The organism is Pseudomonas sp. HLT2-19-2 (assembly GCF_054898005.1).
Window position 1 is genome coordinate 236,665 of record NZ_CM142712.1, and the last position, 18,524, is coordinate 255,188.

Here is an 18,524-nt window from a genome sequence, read left to right on the forward strand (position 1 = left end):
CAGACGCTGCGTTCGGCAGATGCTACAGGTCTAGGACCAAAGGTTGCGACCCCTGCGCCGGAATCGCACAACAAATCAGCACGTGTCCGTCGTCCGGCACTTCTGCCGGCGGCTGTGGATAATTCACCTGGCCGCTGATCAGACGCGTCTTGCAGGTCCCGCAGGAACCGCCGCGGCAGCTGAATTCCGGGCGCAACCCACGGCTTTCCGCCAACTCCAGCAAACTGCCACCGTCGGGTTGCCAGCGGGCCTCTTTAGCCGAGCGCTGAAACACCACCGGCACGGAGGTCGTCGCAGCGGGCGGTTGCTCGATGACCACCGCGTCGGGGTCCGGCACCCGACGTAAGGTCGAGGGGCCGAAGGTTTCGGCGTGAATCCTTGCATCGCGGATGTCCATTTCCCGCAGGCTGTCATACAGCCCCTGGGTAAAACTGCTCGGACCACAGAGGACGAAATCCAGCTGATCGTAGTCCTCCACTTCAAGGAGGGTCTTGAGCAACGCGGTGTCGATCCGCCCGGTCAGATCGAAGTCTTCACCCTCTCGGGCCTCTGCCTCCGGCTGACTTAGCAGGCGCAACACCCTGACCGCATCACCCGCCTCATCGAGCAAGCGATCCAGCTCAGGCCGAAACACTTGATCGGCCAGCGTGCGCGAACTCTGGAAGAACCAGGTCGGCCGGATGCGGCGGGTGCGCAGGCCTTGATAAACCACCTCGCGCAGCATCGACAGCAGCGGCGTGATGCCTACCCCGGCAGCCAGAAGCACCAGCGGCCGACGTTCATTAGGTGCCACGGTGAAATGCCCCTGAGGCGCGCGAGCCTCCAACAGATCACCGACGCGCACCTGTTCATGCAGGTGCGAAGACACCAAACCGTCACGCTTCACGCTGATGCGGAAAAAATCATCGGACGGCGCGCTCGACAGGCTGTACGTACGGATATGCACATCACCGCCAATGTTGAAGCGCAGGGGTAAATGCTGCCCGGCCTGAAACACTGGCAACCCCGCGTCATCGGCAGGCTCCAGATAGATTGAGCGGATGTTGTGGCTTTGCGCTTCGATGCGCACCACTCGCAGCGGCCGCCAGCGATCCCCCAAGGCCTGAGCTTGCAGACGGGCGTTGGCTTGCTCCCAGGTGCCGGTCAGCAAACTGGTGGGTGAAACGCCGTCGAAGCGCCACCGCAGAGCAAGCGCGGCGGGGCGACGCACCACGCTTTCCACTTCAAATGTCCACAAGCGCTCAGCCCCTTGAAACGCCTCGACCTGTGGGCCTTCAAGAATGACTTCGGTGCGACCGCTGAGGTGCAGCAGGTCCCCCGAATTAAAATCGATAAACAACAACCCGGCCCGAGGATTGAGCAGCAGGTTGCCCAAAGTGTTGAAAAACAGGTTGCCGGCGAAATCCGGAATGGTCAGGCGATTACCTTCTACCTGTACAAAACCGGCCTGGCCGCCGCGGTGAGAAACGTCCACCGAACGTTGGCCATCGACGTCCACGTAACTGGCGACAAAGAACGTATCGGCTCCCGCGATCAGGGTTTTGGCCACATCATCCAGCGCGTTGAGGTGTTGCGCGACGCGAGTCGACGGATCCGCCAGTGGCACCGAGCGAAACTGCCGCAATTGAATGTATTGCGGGCAATTGCCGAAGGACTGCTCCACCGCCACATCGAACCCGCTCGCAGTCATCGCGCCGACTCGGCCGTTGAGGCGGTTGCGGCGACGGGTGTGCAGTTCGATCCCCAGCAGGCCGATCGCCGCGCCCTCCGTCAGTTGCGCAGGATCATCAGCGCCCGGCAGGCTGCGGAATTGCAGTGCACCTGGCTCGGGCGAGTGAGCGAAGCCCGGCTGCCCTTCAAGAATACTGACCCAAGGATTACCGTCGGCATCCACCGCGCCGTACAGCATGAACGGCAGTTGCTCATAGAACGTGCGGTGCTGGTCCGGCATCTCGCTGCGAATTACCTTACGACCGAGCACCTCCATCCGCTCGGCAATGCCCACATGAGCCTGCAATTGTTTCTCGCCGGCGTGCCAGAGTGAACGGTCCATAAAGGCTTCTCCCCTGCGCCATCGGCGCAGTGTGAACGACCCGACAGTGTCGGGCCGCAGGCATCAGGCAGTTTTTTGCAGACCGGCAACGGTGCGCGGCATGCCGACAAAACCTGGCAAGGCTTCGACCCGCGCCAGCCAGGCCCGGATGTTGGCGTAGTCTTCCAGCGACACATTGCCTTCGGGCGCATGGGCGATATAGCTGTAGGCCGAAACGTCGGCAATGGTTGGCTCGGCGCCCGCCAGATACAGCGTTGTCGCCAGTTCCTGATCGATCACTTTGAGCACGGTGTGGGAATAGGCGATCACCTCTTCAGCGTTGTAAGGCGCACCAAACACCGTGATCAGCCTGGCTCTGGCGGGGCCAAAGGCAATCGGCCCAGCGGCAATCGACAACCAACGCTGAACCTTCGCCGCGCCGACCGGATCGGCTGGCAACCAACGGCCGTTACCGTACTTTTGCGCCAGATAAACCAGGATCGCGTTGGAATCGGCCAGTACCACGCCTTGATCATCGATGACCGGTACCTGACCAAAAGCGTTGAGCGCCAGGAAACCCGACTGCTTGTGCGCGCCCTTGGCCAGATCGACAAAGATGAGTTCGGTCGGCAGTTGCAGCAGGGACAGCATCAGTTCTACACGGTGAGCGTGGCCGGAACGTGGGAAGTTGTAGAGCTTGATGGCTTGCATGGTTGACTCCGCTGGATAGTGGCGCTGTTAAAGAGAGATCAGCACCGATGGGGAGCCATCTTCCACCCGCAATCCAAACAACAGAATAACCAGCAAACGCAATCCATTATTTCATCCAGCGAAATAACCCTCTCGCGCCTGCAAGGACGGGTGTTCACGCAGCGCGCTCACCGCGAAGTCCACAAAACTGCGGATCCGCACAGGAGCCTTGCGCCCGCCCTGATAGACCACATGGATAGGCAACGGCGGCAGTTCGAAGTCAGCCAGAACGATTTCCAGCTCACCGGCGGCGACTTTGCTTGCCACTTGATAGGACAGAACCCGGGTCAGCCCCAATCCCAGGCATGCCGCCGTAATGGCCGCCTGATTCGCCGTCACCACCAAGCGCGGCTCCGGTCGAACACTCAGTGGTTCTCCCCCTTCAAGGAATGGCCAGGTTCTCAACTGACCGATAGAGGACGTCGCAATAACTGGCGCTTGAGCCAGATCATGAGGATGTCGAGGTCGACCGTGGGCCGTCAGGAAGTCCGGCGAGCCGCAAATCACCCGTCGAACCTCACCCACGCGAATCGCATGCTGATTACTGTCGGGTAGCTCACCGATCCGTACGGCGACATCGATGCCCTCCTCGACCATGCTGACCACTCGGTCGACCAGCACCCCATTGATGCAGACTTCAGGAAATTGCGTCAGATAATCCACCATCACCGGCGTGACAAACAATTCACCGAACAACACCGGCGCGGTGACTGTCAGTTGCCCACGCGGTTGAGCGTGACTGCCCGCCGCCGAATCCTCGGCTTCCTGCACCTCGGCGAGAATCCTCCGACAGTCTTCCAGGTAACGCTGACCCGCCTCGCTCAAATGCACACTGCGGGTGGTGCGCGTCAGCAGCAGCGTGCCGATGCGTTTCTCCAACGCCGCCACTGCGCGAGTGACACTGGCTGCTGACAAGCCCAAACGCCGCGCCGCCGCCGAGAAGCCTTGGTCTTGGGCGACGGCGGCGAAGACCTGCATTTCCTGGAAACGGTCCATATTTGTGTCCTCATTAAAAATCAGAAGATCGCAGCCTGCGGCAGCTCCTTGTATGTTGACCCTGATTCCAAAGCGAGAGATTACGCTTAGGTCATGGACATGCATGCGTTCTGGCGACAATTTAAATCAGCCAAGCTTTATCGAAACTATCTGGCATCAGCCCGAGCGGTGATCAGAGTATCCAAGGGGTTCTGCACATGCCGATGGATAATTCAGGTCGCTAGACAACCGCATCTTTCACTACCGCCTGGTCCTGCTACGCAACCGAATTCCGGTCGCAATCTAGGACGTTCTTAAATAATGAGATGACGAGACTGTAGGTAAATTCAGCGAAATTGAAAAAAATCGACGATGTCGCCGGAGCCATTGCGAAAAAGTAAATCGTTTAGCTTGTTCCTACCGAAGCGCCTTCAAGTGAGAAAAAATAAGAAAACTGAAATCCGTGGATAAACCACATTAAGACCATTCAAGAATTTAAATTACCAGTTATTAATCATGCGTCTATGCAACAAACCTACTTTTCGGCTCACAAAAAAACACAATTAAAACTTCCTTCGATTACCCGCACGCCTGTAAGAATATTCTCTTGTTCGTGCAGGCACCGTCCGAAATACAATTACAGTTAAACCAGACCCGATTGAGGATATAAATTAATTCTTTGACATTCCCGCCCTCATCTGCAAAAACTCTAGGTGTTGCGCAACAGACCTTCTCAAACGCAATACTAAGGATGGAGTAACAGTTAATGGATTCTAAAGTTAATGATGTAACCTTCGAGCTTCAACTGGACCCGGAAACTGCGGAGAAATTTTCCGTCCTTCTGAACGATGAGAGCCTCATGCACGCCGGCTTTGTGGCACATCAGTCGAACAACAACGTATTGACGCTGGCTCTGGCTGAAGACGTAAAAATCGCAGCCTGAAAAAACGGGGGGGGGGAAGTAATTCCCTCCCGTTTTCTATTGTGTCGAACATGATACTTACTGATACCTTCAATCACTAAGAGGTGACCCATTATGCAAAGGCTTAGTTCGAGCCTTCGTCGCCGCAGTGCCGAAGAAACATTAAAAATTATCGTCAACAATATAGCCCCACGCGTTGGCATTACCCGAGTGACCGACACAACTTGGCTGGACCGCATTGGCATTCCGGTGTTTGCCAGTATACGACCCGGTGCATTGAAGGGTTCGCTGTGCGTAAATGCGGGCAAAGGCCTCAGACCAGCAGAAGCCAAGATAGGCGCATACATGGAAGCCATCGAGTTCAGCCTTGCCCAATACAATACGGCGCAACTGAAACTGTTAAAGACCACGCCGAGGCAACTCATTGAAAGCCACGAAGGACGAATAGCGTTCAATCAGTTCTGCATGTTGTATGGCGTCTCTGCCGACGCCGACTCGCTCATCATGGCCATCGAAGTTGAAGATGTATTGCGCAAGCAAAAGGTGCTTGCACCCGCCGAGCTGGTGTTCATTCCCTACCCCAAAAACCCCGGGCAACAACTCTTCGGGGAAAGCTCCAGTGGCCTGGCTTCAGGCAATGACTTGGTGGAAGCCTCAGTACACGCTGTTTGCGAACTCATGGAGCGCGATGTTCAAGCCTTTAATCACCTGCATGACCGCTCCCGCCTCATCAATCTGGACCGCTACAGTTTAGAAACCGCCGCCCTACTCAATAAAATCAATGACGCGGGTTTGAGCCTGTCGGTCCGTTACACCGAGAACTGTTTTGGCCTGGCCTACTTTCAGGCTTTTATCATGGAAGAGTCTTCCCAAGCGCCCATCTCTGTGGCCACCGGCTCAGGGTTACATCCCATCAAGGAAATCGCCTTGATCCGGGCCATCTGTGAGGCGGCCCAAAGCCGTTTAAGCCACATCCACGGAGGCCGGGACGACATCATAGAGCGCGTCAAATACTTCGAGAAGAAGGGCCGTTCGGTCGAACTTCAGGCCATCTCACGCTTACGTGGCGTGGCCACCTCCCGTGAACAGATGATCGATTACTCCTCCATCGATTGCCAGGAATCCGCAATCCCCACGCTTGAATCTGCCTGGGAGTTGCTCTTCGAGCGGTTGCAGCGCGTCGGGCTCAGTACCGTGTTAAGGGTCTTACTCAGCAAAGCGACGGACGACATCACTGTGGTCAGAATTATTATTCCGGGGCTTGAAGCCTTTGAACCCGGCCTGAAAAGGGTCGGTCCGAGGTTAATGACGTATGTCAAACAAAGCGCTTGAGTTGTGCACACTGCTTGCTGGCCCCTCCCTGCAAGGAATAGACAGCCAATTGCTGTGCAGTAGCGGCCTGGTGGTACGCCCGCCAGTCAAACGCGGCGATATCGAACGCCTGGTGGCGCAATCGCCCCCCTCGAATCTGGCCATTGTCGATGGCGTGTTCCATGCACACCCTGCGGTCGGCCATGCCGAGATACTCGACGCCCTGCACGCGGGTTGGCGCATTTGGGGATTATCGTCCATGGGGGCTATTCGCGCCTGTGAAATGGATACGCTGGGAATGAAAGGCTTTGGTGAAGTGTATCGACAATTCGCCAGCGATCCGGACATGTCCGACGACGAAGTGACCCTGATACATCAAGCACAAGAGCCTTTTCTTTCGCTCAGTGAACCCCTTATTCATATCAGACAGTTCTTAAAACAGTGGACGACTGAACGCATCATTACGTCAGCACAAGAACAACACATACTTCACTACCTGAAGAACATGTGGTACGGACATCGAACATTAAATTGTTTGAAAGAAGCCTTACTGGCACTTCCTGTCGCGGAGAAAAAAATAGACACCTCCTTGGCAAACTTTTCTGCGTACAGAATAAAGAGCTTGGACTTGATCGAATTTCTCAAACTGCAACCATGGACGAGGAAGGTAAAAAAAAATGTCCCCATCAGCGATATTGTTTGAAATAAACGGTTTGCCATTTGTGCACCCAATGTTCAATAGCAAAAAACTGTTAACGCTCGTCGCCGTTGTACGTAAAAATATCGAGGGCGGCGAGTTACCTCTAACCAGCTATTTGCAACCAGACTATGCCACCGCCCTGTATAACAGGCACGTCAAAGGTGCGCCCGTTTTTCCACCCTATCAAGCGTTAGGCAATGCAGAACAGATCATGTTGGCCGAAGCGAAGAGCAACCTCAAAGCCTTGCTACCGGAATGGACAATGTTATTTGACTTGCCGGTTAAAATACATAAATTGCTGAATCAACAAGTCAGCCTTACCAATCCCGTACTGCCGCAACAAATGTTTCTGGGCGAAGCCGCGTTTACCAGCATTACGGACCTTGAAGAGTTACTGGTACATGAACTGTCCCATATCTGGTCCAGTTTGATCGCCGAGATTTACGACTTTCAGCTCAAGGACAGTTCAAACAATTACATACTGCCATCAGGAACTGGCGGCAAGAATCCCAGGGGGGTCTTGTTGGCGTGCCTGTTTGCGGCCAGCGCCGTGAACTACCACAGGCGGTTGCTGGCCAGCGGTTCCGTGCGATCTCGTCCCGAACGACTCGACTACTTGCACCAGTATTTTCTCAAAAGTCTGGCCACTCTCCAGGCGTCGGCCGAACTTTCCGAAATCGGAAAACTGATCACCTCAAGGCTGGATATGTTTTCCAGCGACATGATAACCGACACCGTTCAAGGATGACCCCATGGCAGTCGTACACTTTCCCCGGCAGTTTATGTCCTACACCGATCAACATAAAACACACGCCACTGAGGGGTTGTGTGTCAACGATGTACTGAACAATCTGGCCGCACGGTTTCCCGCCCTGATTGGCCCGGTCTTCTCTGAGGACCTGTACCCGCGGCCGTTCGTGGGGTTGTTCGTCGACGGCATGCGCGTGACCAGCGAGCATGACCGCCGTTGTCTCCTGGATAGCAACGCGCAATTGATTCTCATCAACGCAGTGGCAGGTGGCTGACATGCAATGCAACCTGAAGACAGACACCTCCCGTTACGCCCGCCAAATCATACTCAGCGAGGTCGGTGTGCAGGGGCAGCAGCGCCTCAAAGACAGCAAAGTCCTGGTGGTCGGCGCCGGGGGGTTGGGCTGCCCGGTACTCCTGTACTTGGCAGGTGCTGGCGTCGGGACTATCGGCATCGTTGATAACGACATCGTCGACGTCAGTAATCTGCACCGACAAATTCTTTATGCGATTGCTGATGTAGGCGACCTGAAAGTGTGGGCAGCCAAGCGCCGCATCAACCAGTTGAACCCGGACATCATCGTCCACACCGTTGCTACGATGCTGAACCCGGACAATGTCCTGTCGTTGCTGGCGGACTACGACATCATCGTCGACGCCACTGATAACTTCGACGCCAAATACCTCATCAGTGATGCCTGTATCGAGTGCGAAAAACCGATGGTCTATGCCTCGATCAGTCAGTTCGAGGGCCAAGTGTCGGTATTTAATTATTACAACCGGCACACCCAACAATGGGGGCCGTGCTTTCGGGATCTGTTCGAAACACCGCCGCCACCGCACTTGACACAAAACTGCTCGGAAGCGGGCGTTCTTGGCGTCATACCTGGGTTGCTCGGTTGCTTTCAGACCAATGAAGTACTCAAGCTCATCCTCCGTACCGGGGAGCCCTTGAGCGGGCAATTGTTGTCTATCGACTGTCTGGACAACACTTTCCAGCTGTTGAACATCAACAAAAAAACACGGGACCGGCGTCTTACGAGAGCGCTTGGCGCCACGACCACACCTGAGTGGCGCGACAGCTACTGGCTGTCACCCGACACACTGCATGACTGGATAGCGACACAAGCGCCATTTCAACTGGTCGATGTACGGGACGTCAGCGAGCATCAGCAAGGTTCGCTGGGCGGCAAACTGATTCAGCTCAAAGACATTATCAAGCGCCATGAAGAACTCGATCCCACCCGCTGTATCGTTTTCTATTGCAAATCCGGCGTCAGGAGCAAGGCGGCCCTATTGGCAGTTCGCAGCGTCAACCAGGAAGCGGAACTCTATAGCCTTGAGGGTGGTATCGAGCGATATCTGGCGATCTACCCAGATGAACGTCACTCCGTCGTTTCTTGAACGCCCCTGCTTGCGCAGTAGCCCTATCTGAATAAAAGGAACGTCAATGAGTACAAATTTTTCAGGTATTACATGGGGCTTTCCCGGCATCGACCGGCGTTTGCTGAAAGTGCAATTCAGCTTTTTGCTGATGGTTTTGGGTGGACGGTGCAATCAACTGGCGGTGGCCTGGTGGGCCTTGCAGGAAACAGGCTCTGCGCTCTACTTCGCCAACATGATTGCCTGTTCCATCGCGGCGGAGGTGTTAGCCAAACCCCTGCTTGGATGGCTGGGGGACAAGTACAACAAAATCCTGATCATCAAGCTGGCCTCATGGCTCAGCCTGCTGACAGCGCTATTGATGGTGGTGTTGTCCGCCACGGGGTCGTTCAACCCTTGGGCGGTGAGCGCACTGATGATGATCAGCAGTGCGATCGTCGGCGTGCGCGACCCTCTCCAGGCATCGATCATTCCTTTATTTGCAGACGACGATAAAGTCTCCCTGGCCTTTCGGACCAAAAGCGTGATGTCGTCCTTTTCGATTCTGCTGGGGCCGGTACTGGCCAGCGTGTTGATTTACGGGTTCGGTATCACGTTCGCCTTTGCTGTCGATTTTTTTGCGATTCTCATCGCCGGGGCGTTGATCGCGACCATCCCGAGCCACATCGGTGCCACTGGCCAAGACGAAAAAGCGCAGGGAGCCAGCGGCTTCACCATGATTTATTCCGGCTTCAAAGTGGTTTACGGAGTGAAAGTCGAATTTTACCTGGCCATCATTGCAATGCTGATCAACTTTGCCCTATTTCCTTTCTTCACCATCCTGATCCCACTGTACGTAAAGGACGTCATCCAGTACCCGGTCACTTACATTGGTCTTCTGGATTCGTGCTTCGGACTGGGCATTCTGGCGGGCAGTTACAAGATCATCGGCTGGTTATCCGAAAGGGTCCCCCGTGACATGTGTGTGTCCGCAGGTTTTGCATTACTGGGGTGCAACCTAGTGGTGGTCGGCACCGTTTCATCGTCGCTCATCGTACCCGCGGCCTTTTTCTGCGGCGGCGTAGGCCTGATGTTGATCAACATCCCCACCTCCGCAGTGAGGTTGCTGGCGACACCCAAGCTCCATCGCAACCGGATTTTTGCCACGGTTTCATTTCTGTCTGCGGCGGCCAGCCCGTTGGGCAGTTTTGCGATGAACACCCTGATCGCCTCTCTGGGGGTCGCACTGACCATCACACTGCTGGGCGTCATGGTGCTGCTGCTGTCTCTGATGGTCTTTCTGGTACCCGATTTCAAAACTTTCATGCGTTCCCCGGATACGCAGCTCAACGATGCCTACCTAGACAAATACCCTGAAGCTTTTGCGCACTGACGTGCCTCGCCGTACCCCCGCCTCTAACAAACGGAGTTGCCTTTCACCATGCCGGACCTCAAGGATCGACCTAAATCTGCTCGACATGAACCGATCTTCTGCGGCCAATATTATGACGACATGGGCTGTACCGGTTTCCTGGGGGATCCGTCCAAAGATCGAATCTCGGTTCTGATGCTGGGGCTTTCGGACGGTGCAGCGCTGGCGCCAATCGCAGCCAGCACCAGAGTGGCCAGTCTATTGGCCGTTGATCTGGATGAGACCGCACTCGTGCGCAGCCTCGACAACCGGAACCGAGTTGCAGCACACATCGAGTTTGACAGCGTGCTCACCGATGCCGCGCACTTCCTGGTCGTCACCCCCGATCGGTACGACGTCATTATTGTCGACCTCTACACCCAGAGCGGTTACGCCCCGATTGTGTTTGATCACGGGTTCCACCAACTATTGAAGAGCCGCCTCAATCCCCTCGGTCACGTGGTGTTCAACGGTTTTGGCGTCCCCATGAACCTGGACCCGTTCAACGGCCCTGCGCCCCAAGCTTGGCTCGCCCACTGCCTGAACAACAGCTGGGGCGACATTCATTATCTGCCCCACCGACGCAATGCGACGTTCATTATCGGACCGCCGCTATCAACGACACCGCACACCGCACCTGCCTTGGAGTCTTTATGCGCCAGTGACCGGCTCTTCATGGACATCATGAGCCTTCGCCTCCGCTACCTGACACCCACGGTTATCCGTCACGCGCCGCTTGTGCCCCCGGCGCTGGATTTCGTCGGCATTGATCTGGAGGTGCAAAAACGCTGGGTGGACTCGTTACCAGCCTTGTCTGCGCTGCTTCCAACCGCGTTGAAGCTGAGCAAGCCGAACGACCTTCGCGTGTTACTGGATAACCCGGACGCATGCCAAGCGCTCCAAGAACGATTATTGAAGGACAAGTCTTCGCTGCGCACGACACTGGCGTTGCTGATCGCAGGCGAAGTCAACTTCTCGGACCGCGATGTGTCGTGGCTGCCCGACTGGGTCGTGTCGACATTGGAGAACAGTGTAGAAATCCAGCCACGAGATTGGCTGGAAGGTTTACTCCCTTATGCCTATGGCGTCATTACCCACAGAACTCGAGGAGATACAGCCAAAGTGGAAGGTTTTCGGCGGGCGCTAGAGCGATTGTCAGCTAGTGTTCCCACCCCGCGACCATGAGACCTAAATCAGAAAAGGAAATCTACGGCAGAAGAGGTTTCAGCAAAGCCACGCTATGCCTAACGTTGAGTGCAAAGCGAGTTGTATTGAAGGGGATTTTTTCTGGGATTTTTCTGACAGTTTTTTGAATATTTTCCGACAACGCAGTACAGGAACAACTACGCAGGAGCACTTGTCGTGCTCCTGCGTAAATCGCTTATTCCACCGTCACCGACTTCGCCAGGTTACGCGGCTGGTCAACGTCGGTGCCTTTCAATACGGCCACGTAATACGAGAGCAACTGCAGCGGAATGGTGTAGAGGATCGGCGACAGGGTGTCGTGGATGTGTGGCATCTGTATAACATGAGTGCCTTCACCATTGGTCATGCCGGCCTGCTCGTCTGCAAAGACAATCAGCTGACCACCACGGGCGCGGACTTCCTGGAGGTTGGATTTCAACTTCTCCAGCAACTCGTTGTTGGGTGCCACGGTGACCACTGGCATGTCGTTATCCACAAGCGCCAACGGGCCGTGTTTCAGCTCGCCGGCCGGATAGGCTTCGGCGTGGATGTAGGAGATTTCCTTGAGCTTGAGAGCCCCTTCCATCGCTACCGGGAATTGCGCACCACGTCCAAGGAACAGGGTGTGGTTTTTCTCGGCGAACAGCTCGGCGATTTTCTCCACGGTGCTGTCCATGGCCAGGGCTTCGCCGAGGCGGGTCGGCAGGCGACGCAGCTCTTCAACCAACGTGGCTTCGACGCCTTCGGCCAACGTCCCGCGAACCTGGCCCAAGGACAAGGTCAGCAGCAACAGGCCGACCAATTGAGTAGTGAAGGCTTTGGTCGAGGCCACGCCAATTTCACGACCGGCCTGGGTCAGCAGTGTCAGGTCAGACTCACGCACCAGTGAGCTGATGCCGACGTTGCAGATCGCCAGACTGGCGAGGAAACCCAGTTGCTTGGCGTTGCGCAGGGCAGCCAGGGTGTCAGCGGTTTCGCCGGACTGGGAGATGGTCACGAACAGCGTGTCGGGCTGCACCACTACCTTGCGGTAGCGGAATTCGCTGGCGACTTCGACTTGGCACGGGATGCCGGCCAGTTCTTCGAGCCAGTAACGGGCAACCATGCCGGCGTGGTAGCTGGTGCCACACGCGACGATTTGCACGTTGCGCACTTTGGCGAACAACTCGGCAGCCTGTGGACCGAACGCTTGCACCAGCACGCCGTTCGGACTCAGGCGACCTTCCAGGGTGCGCTGCACCACAGCCGGTTGCTCGTGAATTTCCTTGAGCATGAAGTGGCGGAATTCGCCCTTGTCAGCGGCTTCGGCGCCATCGCGGTACTGCACGGATTCGCGTTGGACGACTTGGCCGCTCACGTCCCAGATCTGCACGCTGTCCCGGTGAATTTCGGCAATGTCGCCTTCTTCCAGGTACATGAAGCGGTCAGTGACCTGGCGCAGGGCCAACTGATCGGAAGCCAGGAAGTTTTCACCCAGGCCCAGACCGATGACCAGCGGGCTGCCGCTACGGGCGGCGACCAGACGATCCGGTTGCTGAGCGCTGATGACCGCCAAACCGTAAGCACCGTGCAGCTCTTTGACAGTAGCCTTCAGGGCCACGGTCAGATCATGCAGATCCTTGAGTTTGTGGTTCAACAGGTGAGCAATGACTTCAGTGTCGGTGTCCGAGGTGAACACGTAACCCAAGGCTTTGAGTTGCTCGCGCAGGGCTTCGTGGTTCTCGATGATGCCGTTGTGCACCACCGCCAGATCACCGGAGAAATGCGGGTGAGCGTTGCGCTCGCACGGCGCACCGTGAGTGGCCCAGCGGGTGTGGGCGATACCCAGGCGGCCGACCAGCGGTGCTTCGGCCAGCGCCAGTTCCAATTCACTGACCTTGCCCGGGCGGCGTAGACGCTCAAGCTTTTCATCATTGGTGTAGACCGCCACACCGGCACTGTCATAGCCACGGTATTCCAGGCGCTTCAGGCCTTCGAGCAGGATGGCAGTGATGTTACGTTCTGCAACTGCGCCAACAATTCCACACATGCTATTTCTCCTGACTGACAGCCGCGAGGATCAAGTTGATTCCGCGAGCCTGAATCTGATCCCGTGCCGCAAGCGGCAGGCGATCATCGGTAATGAGGGTATGGACGCTGCTCCAGGGCAGTTCCAGGTTAGGAATCTTGCGGCCGATCTTGTCGGCCTCGACCATGACGACCACTTCGCGGGCGACTTCAGCCATGACCCGGCTCAGTCCCAGCAATTCGTTGAAGGTGGTTGTGCCGCGAACCAGGTCGATGCCATCGGCACCAATGAACAATTGATCAAAGTCGTAAGAGCGTAGTACCTGCTCGGCCACCTGCCCCTGAAAGGACTCGGAATGCGGGTCCCAGGTGCCACCGGTCATCAACAGCACCGGCTCATGCTCGAGCTCGCTCAAGGCGTTGGCGACATGCAGGGAGTTGGTCATCACCACCAGACCCGCTTGTTGGCCGAGTTCCGGAATCATCGCCGCCGTGGTGCTGCCGCTATCGACGATGATCCGCGCATGCTCGCGAATCCGCATAACGGCGGCGCGGGCGATAGCCTGCTTGTATTTGGACACCGGCTGACCGATGTCGGCCACCAGCTCTTTAGGCAGGGTGATCGCTCCGCCATAACGGCGCAGCAGCAAGCCGTTGCTTTCAAGCGCCGCGAGGTCCTTGCGGATCGTAACTTCCGAAGTTTCGAAGCGCTTGGCCAGCTCATCCACACTGACTTCGCCCTGCTCATTGAGCAAGGCGAGGATATTGTGACGGCGTTGAGGTGTATTGCGTTTCGACATGGCTTGGTAAGTTTCGATTCGAAAGATAACGGAAGCAATCAAAACCTATCGGCGAAACTTCGTCAAGCCTAAGGCGATAAAAAGAGCTGTGGATAACTCAGCTCTTTTTGATCTTCACCGGCCGCTTCCAGCCGTCGATGTTCTTCTGCCGCGCTCGGCCTACCGCCAACTGCGCGTTATCCACATTTTGGGTAATCGTCGAACCCGCAGCAGTCGTTGCACCCGCAGAGATATCCACAGGTGCGACCAACGAGTTGTTGGAGCCGATGAACACATCTTCACCCAACACGGTTTTCCATTTGTTGGCGCCGTCGTAATTGCAGGTGATGGTGCCAGCCCCGATGTTGGTGCGCGCACCAACTTCCGCATCCCCCAGGTAAATCAGGTGGCCGGCCTTGGCGTCCTCGCCCAAATGAGCGTTTTTCAACTCAACGAAGTTACCCACATGGGCTCTTGCTTCCAGCACTGTGCCTGGGCGCAAACGAGCGAACGGACCGGCATCGCTGCCTTCACCGAGAATTGCGCCATCGATGTGGCTGTTGGCCTTGATCACCACGCCTTTGCGCAGGGTGCTGTCCTTGATCACACAGTTCGGGCCGATAACTACGTTGTCCTCAATAACGACCTTGCCTTCGAGGATCACGTTGATGTCGATCAGCACGTCGCGGCCGACGGTGACTTCACCGCGCACATCAAAACGTGCTGGGTCGCGCAGGGTCACGCCTTGAGCCATCAAACGAAGACCGGCGCGTAGCTGATAGTGACGCTCAAGCTCGGAAAGCTGCTTGCGGTCGTTAGCACCCTGCACTTCCATGGCATCGTGGGGGTGCTCGGTGGCCACCACCAGCCCATCGCTGACCGCCATGGCGATTACGTCGGTCAGGTAATACTCGCCCTGGGCGTTGTTATTGGAGAGGCGGCTCATCCAGTCGCCAAGACGTTCGAAAGGCAGCGCCAGAATACCGGTGTTGCCTTCGGTGATTGCGCGTTCAGCTTCGTTGGCGTCTTTCTGCTCGACGATAGCGGTGACCTGTCCAGCCGCGTCACGGACGATGCGGCCGTAGCCGGTTGGATCGTCCAGTTCAACGGTGAGCAAACCCAGTTGTTGCGGCGCCACTTTCTTCAACAAACGTTGCAGGGTTTCGACTTCAATCAGCGGCACGTCACCGTAGAGAATCAGCACCGTGTCGGACTTGATGAACGGCACAGCCTGCGCCACCGCATGACCGGTCCCCAGCTGTTTGTCCTGCAGGACGAAATTCAAATCATCCGCCGCCAGACGCTCACGCACGGCATCGGCGCCATGGCCGATCACGACGTGGATGCGCTGTGGATCAAGTTGCCGGGCGCTGTGGATAACATGGCCAAGCATCGAATTGCCGGCAATCGGGTGCAGAACTTTCGGCAACGCCGAACGCATGCGAGTGCCTTGGCCAGCAGCGAGGATAACGATTTCTAAAGACATGACTGGCTACCAATCCTGGATGGTCAGCGGCTGCGACCAGGTTATGAATGTCGGAAAAGAAAAAAGGGTAGCCGAGGCTACCCTTTTTAATCAATCGCACAACAAGTGGGGCCTATTAGTGGCCGAACTTCTTGCGGATCTGCTGGACGGTGCGCAGCTGAGCTGCAGCCTCGGCCAGACGTGCGGCAGCAGAACCGTAATCGAATTCTGCACCACGGTCATGCAAGGCCTTCTCGGCAGCCTTAACGGCTTCCTGAGCGGAGGCTTCGTCCAGGTCGGCGGCACGTTGCACAGTGTCGGCAAGCACCTTGACCATGTTCGGCTGAACCTCGAGGAAACCACCGGAGATGTAATACACCTCCTCTTCCCCGCCCTGCTTGATCAGGCGGATCGGGCCCGGCTTGAGATTAGTGATCAGCGGCGCGTGACCCAGGGCGATACCAAGATCACCCAGTGCACCGTGCGCAACCACCATCTCGACCAGGCCGGAAAAGATTTCCCCTTCCGCGCTGACGATATCGCAATGGACTGTCATAGCCATCTGATTGCCTCAACCTAAATTAGCGCCCGTTGCCGGGCGCCGGGATTACAGTTTCTTGGCTTTCTCGATCGCTTCTTCGATGCCACCGACCATGTAGAACGCTTGTTCTGGCAGGTGGTCGTAGTCACCGTTGAGGATGCCTTTGAAGCCAGCAATGGTGTCTTTCAGGGAAACGTATTTACCCGAAGCACCGGTGAAGACTTCAGCCACGAAGAACGGCTGCGACAAGAAACGCTGGATCTTACGAGCACGGTTTACCAACTGCTTGTCGGTTTCCGACAGCTCGTCCATACCCAGGATCGCAATGATGTCCTTCAGTTCTTTGTAACGTTGCAGAACATACTGAACGCCGCGAGCGGTGTCGTAGTGGTCCTGACCGATCACGTTCGGGTCCAGCTGACGCGAAGTCGAGTCCAGTGGATCGACCGCTGGGTAGATACCCAGGGAAGCGATGTCACGGGACAGAACGACGGTGGCGTCCAAGTGGGCGAAGGTGGTCGCTGGCGACGGGTCAGTCAAGTCATCCGCCGGTACGTATACCGCTTGGATCGAGGTGATCGAACCGTTTTTGGTCGAAGTGATACGCTCTTGCAGAGTACCCATCTCTTCGGCCAGGGTCGGCTGGTAACCTACTGCGGAAGGCATACGGCCCAGCAGTGCGGATACTTCAGTACCGGCTAGGGTGTAACGATAGATGTTGTCGACGAACAGCAGTACGTCGTTACCTTCGTCACGGAACTTCTCGGCCATGGTCAGGCCGGTCAGTGCTACGCGCAGACGGTTACCCGGCGGCTCGTTCATCTGACCGTAAACCAGTGCCACTTTGTCCAGAACGTTGGAATCCTTCATCTCGTGGTAGAAGTCGTTACCCTCACGAGTACGCTCACCCACACCGGCGAACACGGAATAACCGGCGTGCTCGATGGCGATGTTACGGATCAGTTCCATCATGTTTACGGTTTTGCCTACACCGGCACCACCGAACAGACCGACTTTACCACCCTTGGCGAACGGGCAAACCAGGTCGATAACCTTGATGCCGGTTTCCAGCAGGTCGTTGCCGCCAGCTTGTTCAGCGAAGGTTGGCGCAGGACGGTGAATGCCCCAGCGCTCTTCGGTGTCGATCGGGCCAGCTTCGTCGATCGGGTTGCCCAGAACGTCCATGATCCGGCCCAGGGTCGCTTTACCGACCGGTACGGAGATGGCTGCGCCGGAGTCTTTGACTTCCAGACCGCGCTTCAAGCCTTCGGTGGAACCCATCGCAATGGTACGAACCACGCCGTCGCCCAGCTGTTGCTGAACTTCGAGAGTAGTCCCGGCCGCGCTTTGTACTTCCAGCGCGTTGTAAATGCTCGGTACGCTGTCGCGTGGAAATTCCACGTCGATAACGGCGCCGATGATTTGAACGATACGTCCGCTACTCATAGCTGGATCCTCTGAATATTTGAACCGTTAAACCGCGGCAGCGCCGCCGACGATTTCCGAGATCTCTTGGGTGATCGCAGCCTGACGCGCCTTGTTGTAGACCAGCTGCAAATCGCTGATCAAATCACCGGCGTTGTCGGTAGCGTTCTTCATCGCGATCATCCGCGCAGCTTGTTCAGCCGCGTTGTTCTCGACCACCGCCTGGTAGACCTGTGATTCAACGTAACGGACCATCAAGCCGTCAAGCAGCTCTTTAGCGTCCGGTTCGTAGAGATAGTCCCAGTGGTGCTTGAGTGATTGATCCGCGGTTGCCTCCAGTGGAATCAACTGCTCCACAGTAGGCTGTTGCGTCATGGTGTTGATGAACTTGTTGGACACCACGGACAGGCGATCAATACGGCCGTCCAGGTAGGCATCCAGCATCACCTTGACGCTGCCAATCAGATCATTGATCGACGGCTCTTCACCCAAGTGGCTGATAGCTGCAACGACGTTACCGCCGAAGTTGCGGAAGAAAGCCGCACCCTTGCTACCAACAACACACAGGTCGATCTCGACGCCGTTATCGCGGTTTACCGCCATGTCCTTGACCAGGGCCTTGAACAGGTTGGTGTTCAAGCCACCACACAGACCACGGTCGCTGCTCACTACAACATAACCGACGCGCTTGATTTCACGCTCGATCATGAAGGGGTGGCGATATTCCGGGTTGGCGTTGGCCAAATGACCAATAACCTGGCGGATGCGCTCCGCGTAAGGACGGCTAGCAGCCATGCGCATTTGTGCCTTGCGCATTTTACTGACCGCCACTTTTTCCATGGCGCTGGTAATCTTTTGCGTGCTTTTGATGCTCGCAATCTTACTGCGAATCTCTTTTGCGCCTGCCAT

General features: G+C 56.4%; 17 protein-coding genes. 8 read left to right on the forward strand and 9 right to left on the reverse strand.

Annotation, left to right across the window (positions count from 1 at the left end; genetic code table 11):
* Nucleotides 1-22: 22 nt before the first annotated feature.
* The 3 genes from ACYZTU_RS01090 to ACYZTU_RS01100 all read right to left on the reverse strand — a co-directional run bounded on the left by ACYZTU_RS01090 (nucleotide 23) and on the right by ACYZTU_RS01100 (nucleotide 3,778).
* On the reverse strand, nucleotides 23-2,053 hold the full coding sequence (locus ACYZTU_RS01090) for a 2Fe-2S iron-sulfur cluster-binding protein (RefSeq protein ID WP_461967417.1): 2,031 nt from the start codon (nucleotides 2,051-2,053) through the stop codon (nucleotides 23-25).
* A gap of 63 nt (nucleotides 2,054-2,116) precedes the next feature.
* Nucleotides 2,117-2,743: a glutathione S-transferase family protein gene (locus tag ACYZTU_RS01095; protein WP_461967419.1), complete on the reverse strand. Its 627-nt coding sequence runs from the start codon at nucleotides 2,741-2,743 to the stop codon at nucleotides 2,117-2,119.
* 111 nt (nucleotides 2,744-2,854) lie between these two features.
* The gene (locus ACYZTU_RS01100) at nucleotides 2,855-3,778 is read right to left on the reverse strand and encodes a LysR family transcriptional regulator (RefSeq protein WP_461967421.1); all 924 of its coding nucleotides are present in this window, start codon (nucleotides 3,776-3,778) and stop codon (nucleotides 2,855-2,857) included.
* A gap of 745 nt (nucleotides 3,779-4,523) precedes the next feature.
* Here ACYZTU_RS01100 and ACYZTU_RS01105 point away from each other — a divergent pair.
* The 8 genes from ACYZTU_RS01105 to ACYZTU_RS01140 all read left to right on the forward strand — a co-directional run bounded on the left by ACYZTU_RS01105 (nucleotide 4,524) and on the right by ACYZTU_RS01140 (nucleotide 11,398).
* On the forward strand, nucleotides 4,524-4,700 hold the full coding sequence (locus tag ACYZTU_RS01105) for a hypothetical protein (RefSeq protein WP_461967422.1): 177 nt from the start codon (nucleotides 4,524-4,526) through the stop codon (nucleotides 4,698-4,700).
* A gap of 93 nt (nucleotides 4,701-4,793) precedes the next feature.
* Nucleotides 4,794-6,011 (forward strand): YcaO-like family protein, encoded by a 1,218-nt coding sequence (locus ACYZTU_RS01110; RefSeq protein WP_461967424.1) that lies wholly within the window; start codon nucleotides 4,794-4,796, stop codon nucleotides 6,009-6,011.
* Nucleotides 5,992-6,693: a TfuA-like protein gene (locus ACYZTU_RS01115; protein WP_461967426.1), complete on the forward strand. Its 702-nt coding sequence runs from the start codon at nucleotides 5,992-5,994 to the stop codon at nucleotides 6,691-6,693. Before ACYZTU_RS01110 ends, ACYZTU_RS01115 begins: the two co-directional genes overlap by 20 nt.
* Nucleotides 6,668-7,438, forward strand: coding sequence for a hypothetical protein (locus ACYZTU_RS01120; protein WP_461967428.1), 771 nt, complete (start codon nucleotides 6,668-6,670; stop codon nucleotides 7,436-7,438). The genes ACYZTU_RS01115 and ACYZTU_RS01120 overlap by 26 nt, the downstream gene beginning before the upstream one ends.
* Before the next feature lie 4 nt (nucleotides 7,439-7,442).
* Complete coding sequence (locus tag ACYZTU_RS01125; protein ID WP_461967430.1) at nucleotides 7,443-7,715, forward strand: MoaD/ThiS family protein; 273 nt, start codon at nucleotides 7,443-7,445, stop codon at nucleotides 7,713-7,715.
* Nucleotide 7,716: 1 nt separating this feature from the next.
* Nucleotides 7,717-8,844, forward strand: a complete 1,128-nt coding sequence (gene moeB / locus ACYZTU_RS01130) for a molybdopterin-synthase adenylyltransferase MoeB (RefSeq protein WP_461967432.1) — start codon at nucleotides 7,717-7,719, stop codon at nucleotides 8,842-8,844.
* A 46-nt stretch (nucleotides 8,845-8,890) separates the two neighbouring features.
* Nucleotides 8,891-10,195 carry an MFS transporter gene (locus ACYZTU_RS01135; RefSeq protein ID WP_461967434.1) on the forward strand — a complete coding sequence of 435 codons (1,305 nt, stop codon included), beginning with the start codon at nucleotides 8,891-8,893 and terminating at the stop codon, nucleotides 10,193-10,195.
* A 48-nt stretch (nucleotides 10,196-10,243) separates the two neighbouring features.
* On the forward strand, nucleotides 10,244-11,398 hold the full coding sequence (locus tag ACYZTU_RS01140; RefSeq protein WP_461967436.1) for a spermidine synthase: 1,155 nt from the start codon (nucleotides 10,244-10,246) through the stop codon (nucleotides 11,396-11,398).
* Between the two features lie 196 nt (nucleotides 11,399-11,594).
* Here the strand turns inward: ACYZTU_RS01140 and glmS are convergent, their stop codons facing one another.
* The 6 genes from glmS to atpG form a co-directional block, all read right to left on the reverse strand.
* Nucleotides 11,595-13,427 carry a glutamine--fructose-6-phosphate transaminase (isomerizing) gene (gene glmS / locus ACYZTU_RS01145; protein WP_461967438.1) on the reverse strand — a complete coding sequence of 611 codons (1,833 nt, stop codon included), beginning with the start codon at nucleotides 13,425-13,427 and terminating at the stop codon, nucleotides 11,595-11,597.
* Between the two features lies 1 nt (nucleotide 13,428).
* Entirely contained in the window at nucleotides 13,429-14,205 is a 777-nt protein-coding gene (locus ACYZTU_RS01150; protein WP_461967440.1) for a DeoR/GlpR family DNA-binding transcription regulator, read from the reverse strand.
* A gap of 97 nt (nucleotides 14,206-14,302) precedes the next feature.
* Entirely contained in the window at nucleotides 14,303-15,670 is a 1,368-nt protein-coding gene (gene glmU / locus ACYZTU_RS01155) for a bifunctional UDP-N-acetylglucosamine diphosphorylase/glucosamine-1-phosphate N-acetyltransferase GlmU (RefSeq protein WP_461967441.1), read from the reverse strand.
* A 115-nt stretch (nucleotides 15,671-15,785) separates the two neighbouring features.
* The gene (locus tag ACYZTU_RS01160) at nucleotides 15,786-16,211 is read right to left on the reverse strand and encodes a F0F1 ATP synthase subunit epsilon (protein ID WP_008155716.1); all 426 of its coding nucleotides are present in this window, start codon (nucleotides 16,209-16,211) and stop codon (nucleotides 15,786-15,788) included.
* Between the two features lie 45 nt (nucleotides 16,212-16,256).
* The gene (gene atpD / locus ACYZTU_RS01165; protein ID WP_461967443.1) at nucleotides 16,257-17,636 is read right to left on the reverse strand and encodes a F0F1 ATP synthase subunit beta; all 1,380 of its coding nucleotides are present in this window, start codon (nucleotides 17,634-17,636) and stop codon (nucleotides 16,257-16,259) included.
* Nucleotides 17,637-17,663: 27 nt separating this feature from the next.
* Nucleotides 17,664-18,524, reverse strand: coding sequence for a F0F1 ATP synthase subunit gamma (gene atpG, locus ACYZTU_RS01170; protein ID WP_283182329.1), 861 nt, complete (start codon nucleotides 18,522-18,524; stop codon nucleotides 17,664-17,666).

What these genes read in the sequence shown, in the direction of transcription:
- ACYZTU_RS01160 (WP_008155716.1), bottom strand. Translation starts at nt 16,211, where the DNA reads ATGGCTATGACAGTCCATTGCGATATCGTCAGCGCGGAAGGGGAAATC.
- ACYZTU_RS01120 (WP_461967428.1), top strand. Translation starts at nt 6,668, where the DNA reads ATGTCCCCATCAGCGATATTGTTTGAAATAAACGGTTTGCCATTTGTG.
- ACYZTU_RS01135 (WP_461967434.1), top strand. Translation starts at nt 8,891, where the DNA reads ATGAGTACAAATTTTTCAGGTATTACATGGGGCTTTCCCGGCATCGAC.
- ACYZTU_RS01150 (WP_461967440.1), bottom strand. Translation starts at nt 14,205, where the DNA reads ATGTCGAAACGCAATACACCTCAACGCCGTCACAATATCCTCGCCTTG.
- glmS (WP_461967438.1), bottom strand. Translation starts at nt 13,427, where the DNA reads ATGTGTGGAATTGTTGGCGCAGTTGCAGAACGTAACATCACTGCCATC.
- ACYZTU_RS01095 (WP_461967419.1), bottom strand. Translation starts at nt 2,743, where the DNA reads ATGCAAGCCATCAAGCTCTACAACTTCCCACGTTCCGGCCACGCTCAC.
- ACYZTU_RS01140 (WP_461967436.1), top strand. Translation starts at nt 10,244, where the DNA reads ATGCCGGACCTCAAGGATCGACCTAAATCTGCTCGACATGAACCGATC.
- ACYZTU_RS01115 (WP_461967426.1), top strand. Translation starts at nt 5,992, where the DNA reads ATGTCAAACAAAGCGCTTGAGTTGTGCACACTGCTTGCTGGCCCCTCC.
- ACYZTU_RS01125 (WP_461967430.1), top strand. Translation starts at nt 7,443, where the DNA reads ATGGCAGTCGTACACTTTCCCCGGCAGTTTATGTCCTACACCGATCAA.
- ACYZTU_RS01100 (WP_461967421.1), bottom strand. Translation starts at nt 3,778, where the DNA reads ATGGACCGTTTCCAGGAAATGCAGGTCTTCGCCGCCGTCGCCCAAGAC.
- atpD (WP_461967443.1), bottom strand. Translation starts at nt 17,636, where the DNA reads ATGAGTAGCGGACGTATCGTTCAAATCATCGGCGCCGTTATCGACGTG.
- glmU (WP_461967441.1), bottom strand. Translation starts at nt 15,670, where the DNA reads ATGTCTTTAGAAATCGTTATCCTCGCTGCTGGCCAAGGCACTCGCATG.
- moeB (WP_461967432.1), top strand. Translation starts at nt 7,717, where the DNA reads ATGCAATGCAACCTGAAGACAGACACCTCCCGTTACGCCCGCCAAATC.
- ACYZTU_RS01110 (WP_461967424.1), top strand. Translation starts at nt 4,794, where the DNA reads ATGCAAAGGCTTAGTTCGAGCCTTCGTCGCCGCAGTGCCGAAGAAACA.
- ACYZTU_RS01105 (WP_461967422.1), top strand. Translation starts at nt 4,524, where the DNA reads ATGGATTCTAAAGTTAATGATGTAACCTTCGAGCTTCAACTGGACCCG.
- atpG (WP_283182329.1), bottom strand. Translation starts at nt 18,524, where the DNA reads ATGGCAGGCGCAAAAGAGATTCGCAGTAAGATTGCGAGCATCAAAAGC.
- ACYZTU_RS01090 (WP_461967417.1), bottom strand. Translation starts at nt 2,053, where the DNA reads ATGGACCGTTCACTCTGGCACGCCGGCGAGAAACAATTGCAGGCTCAT.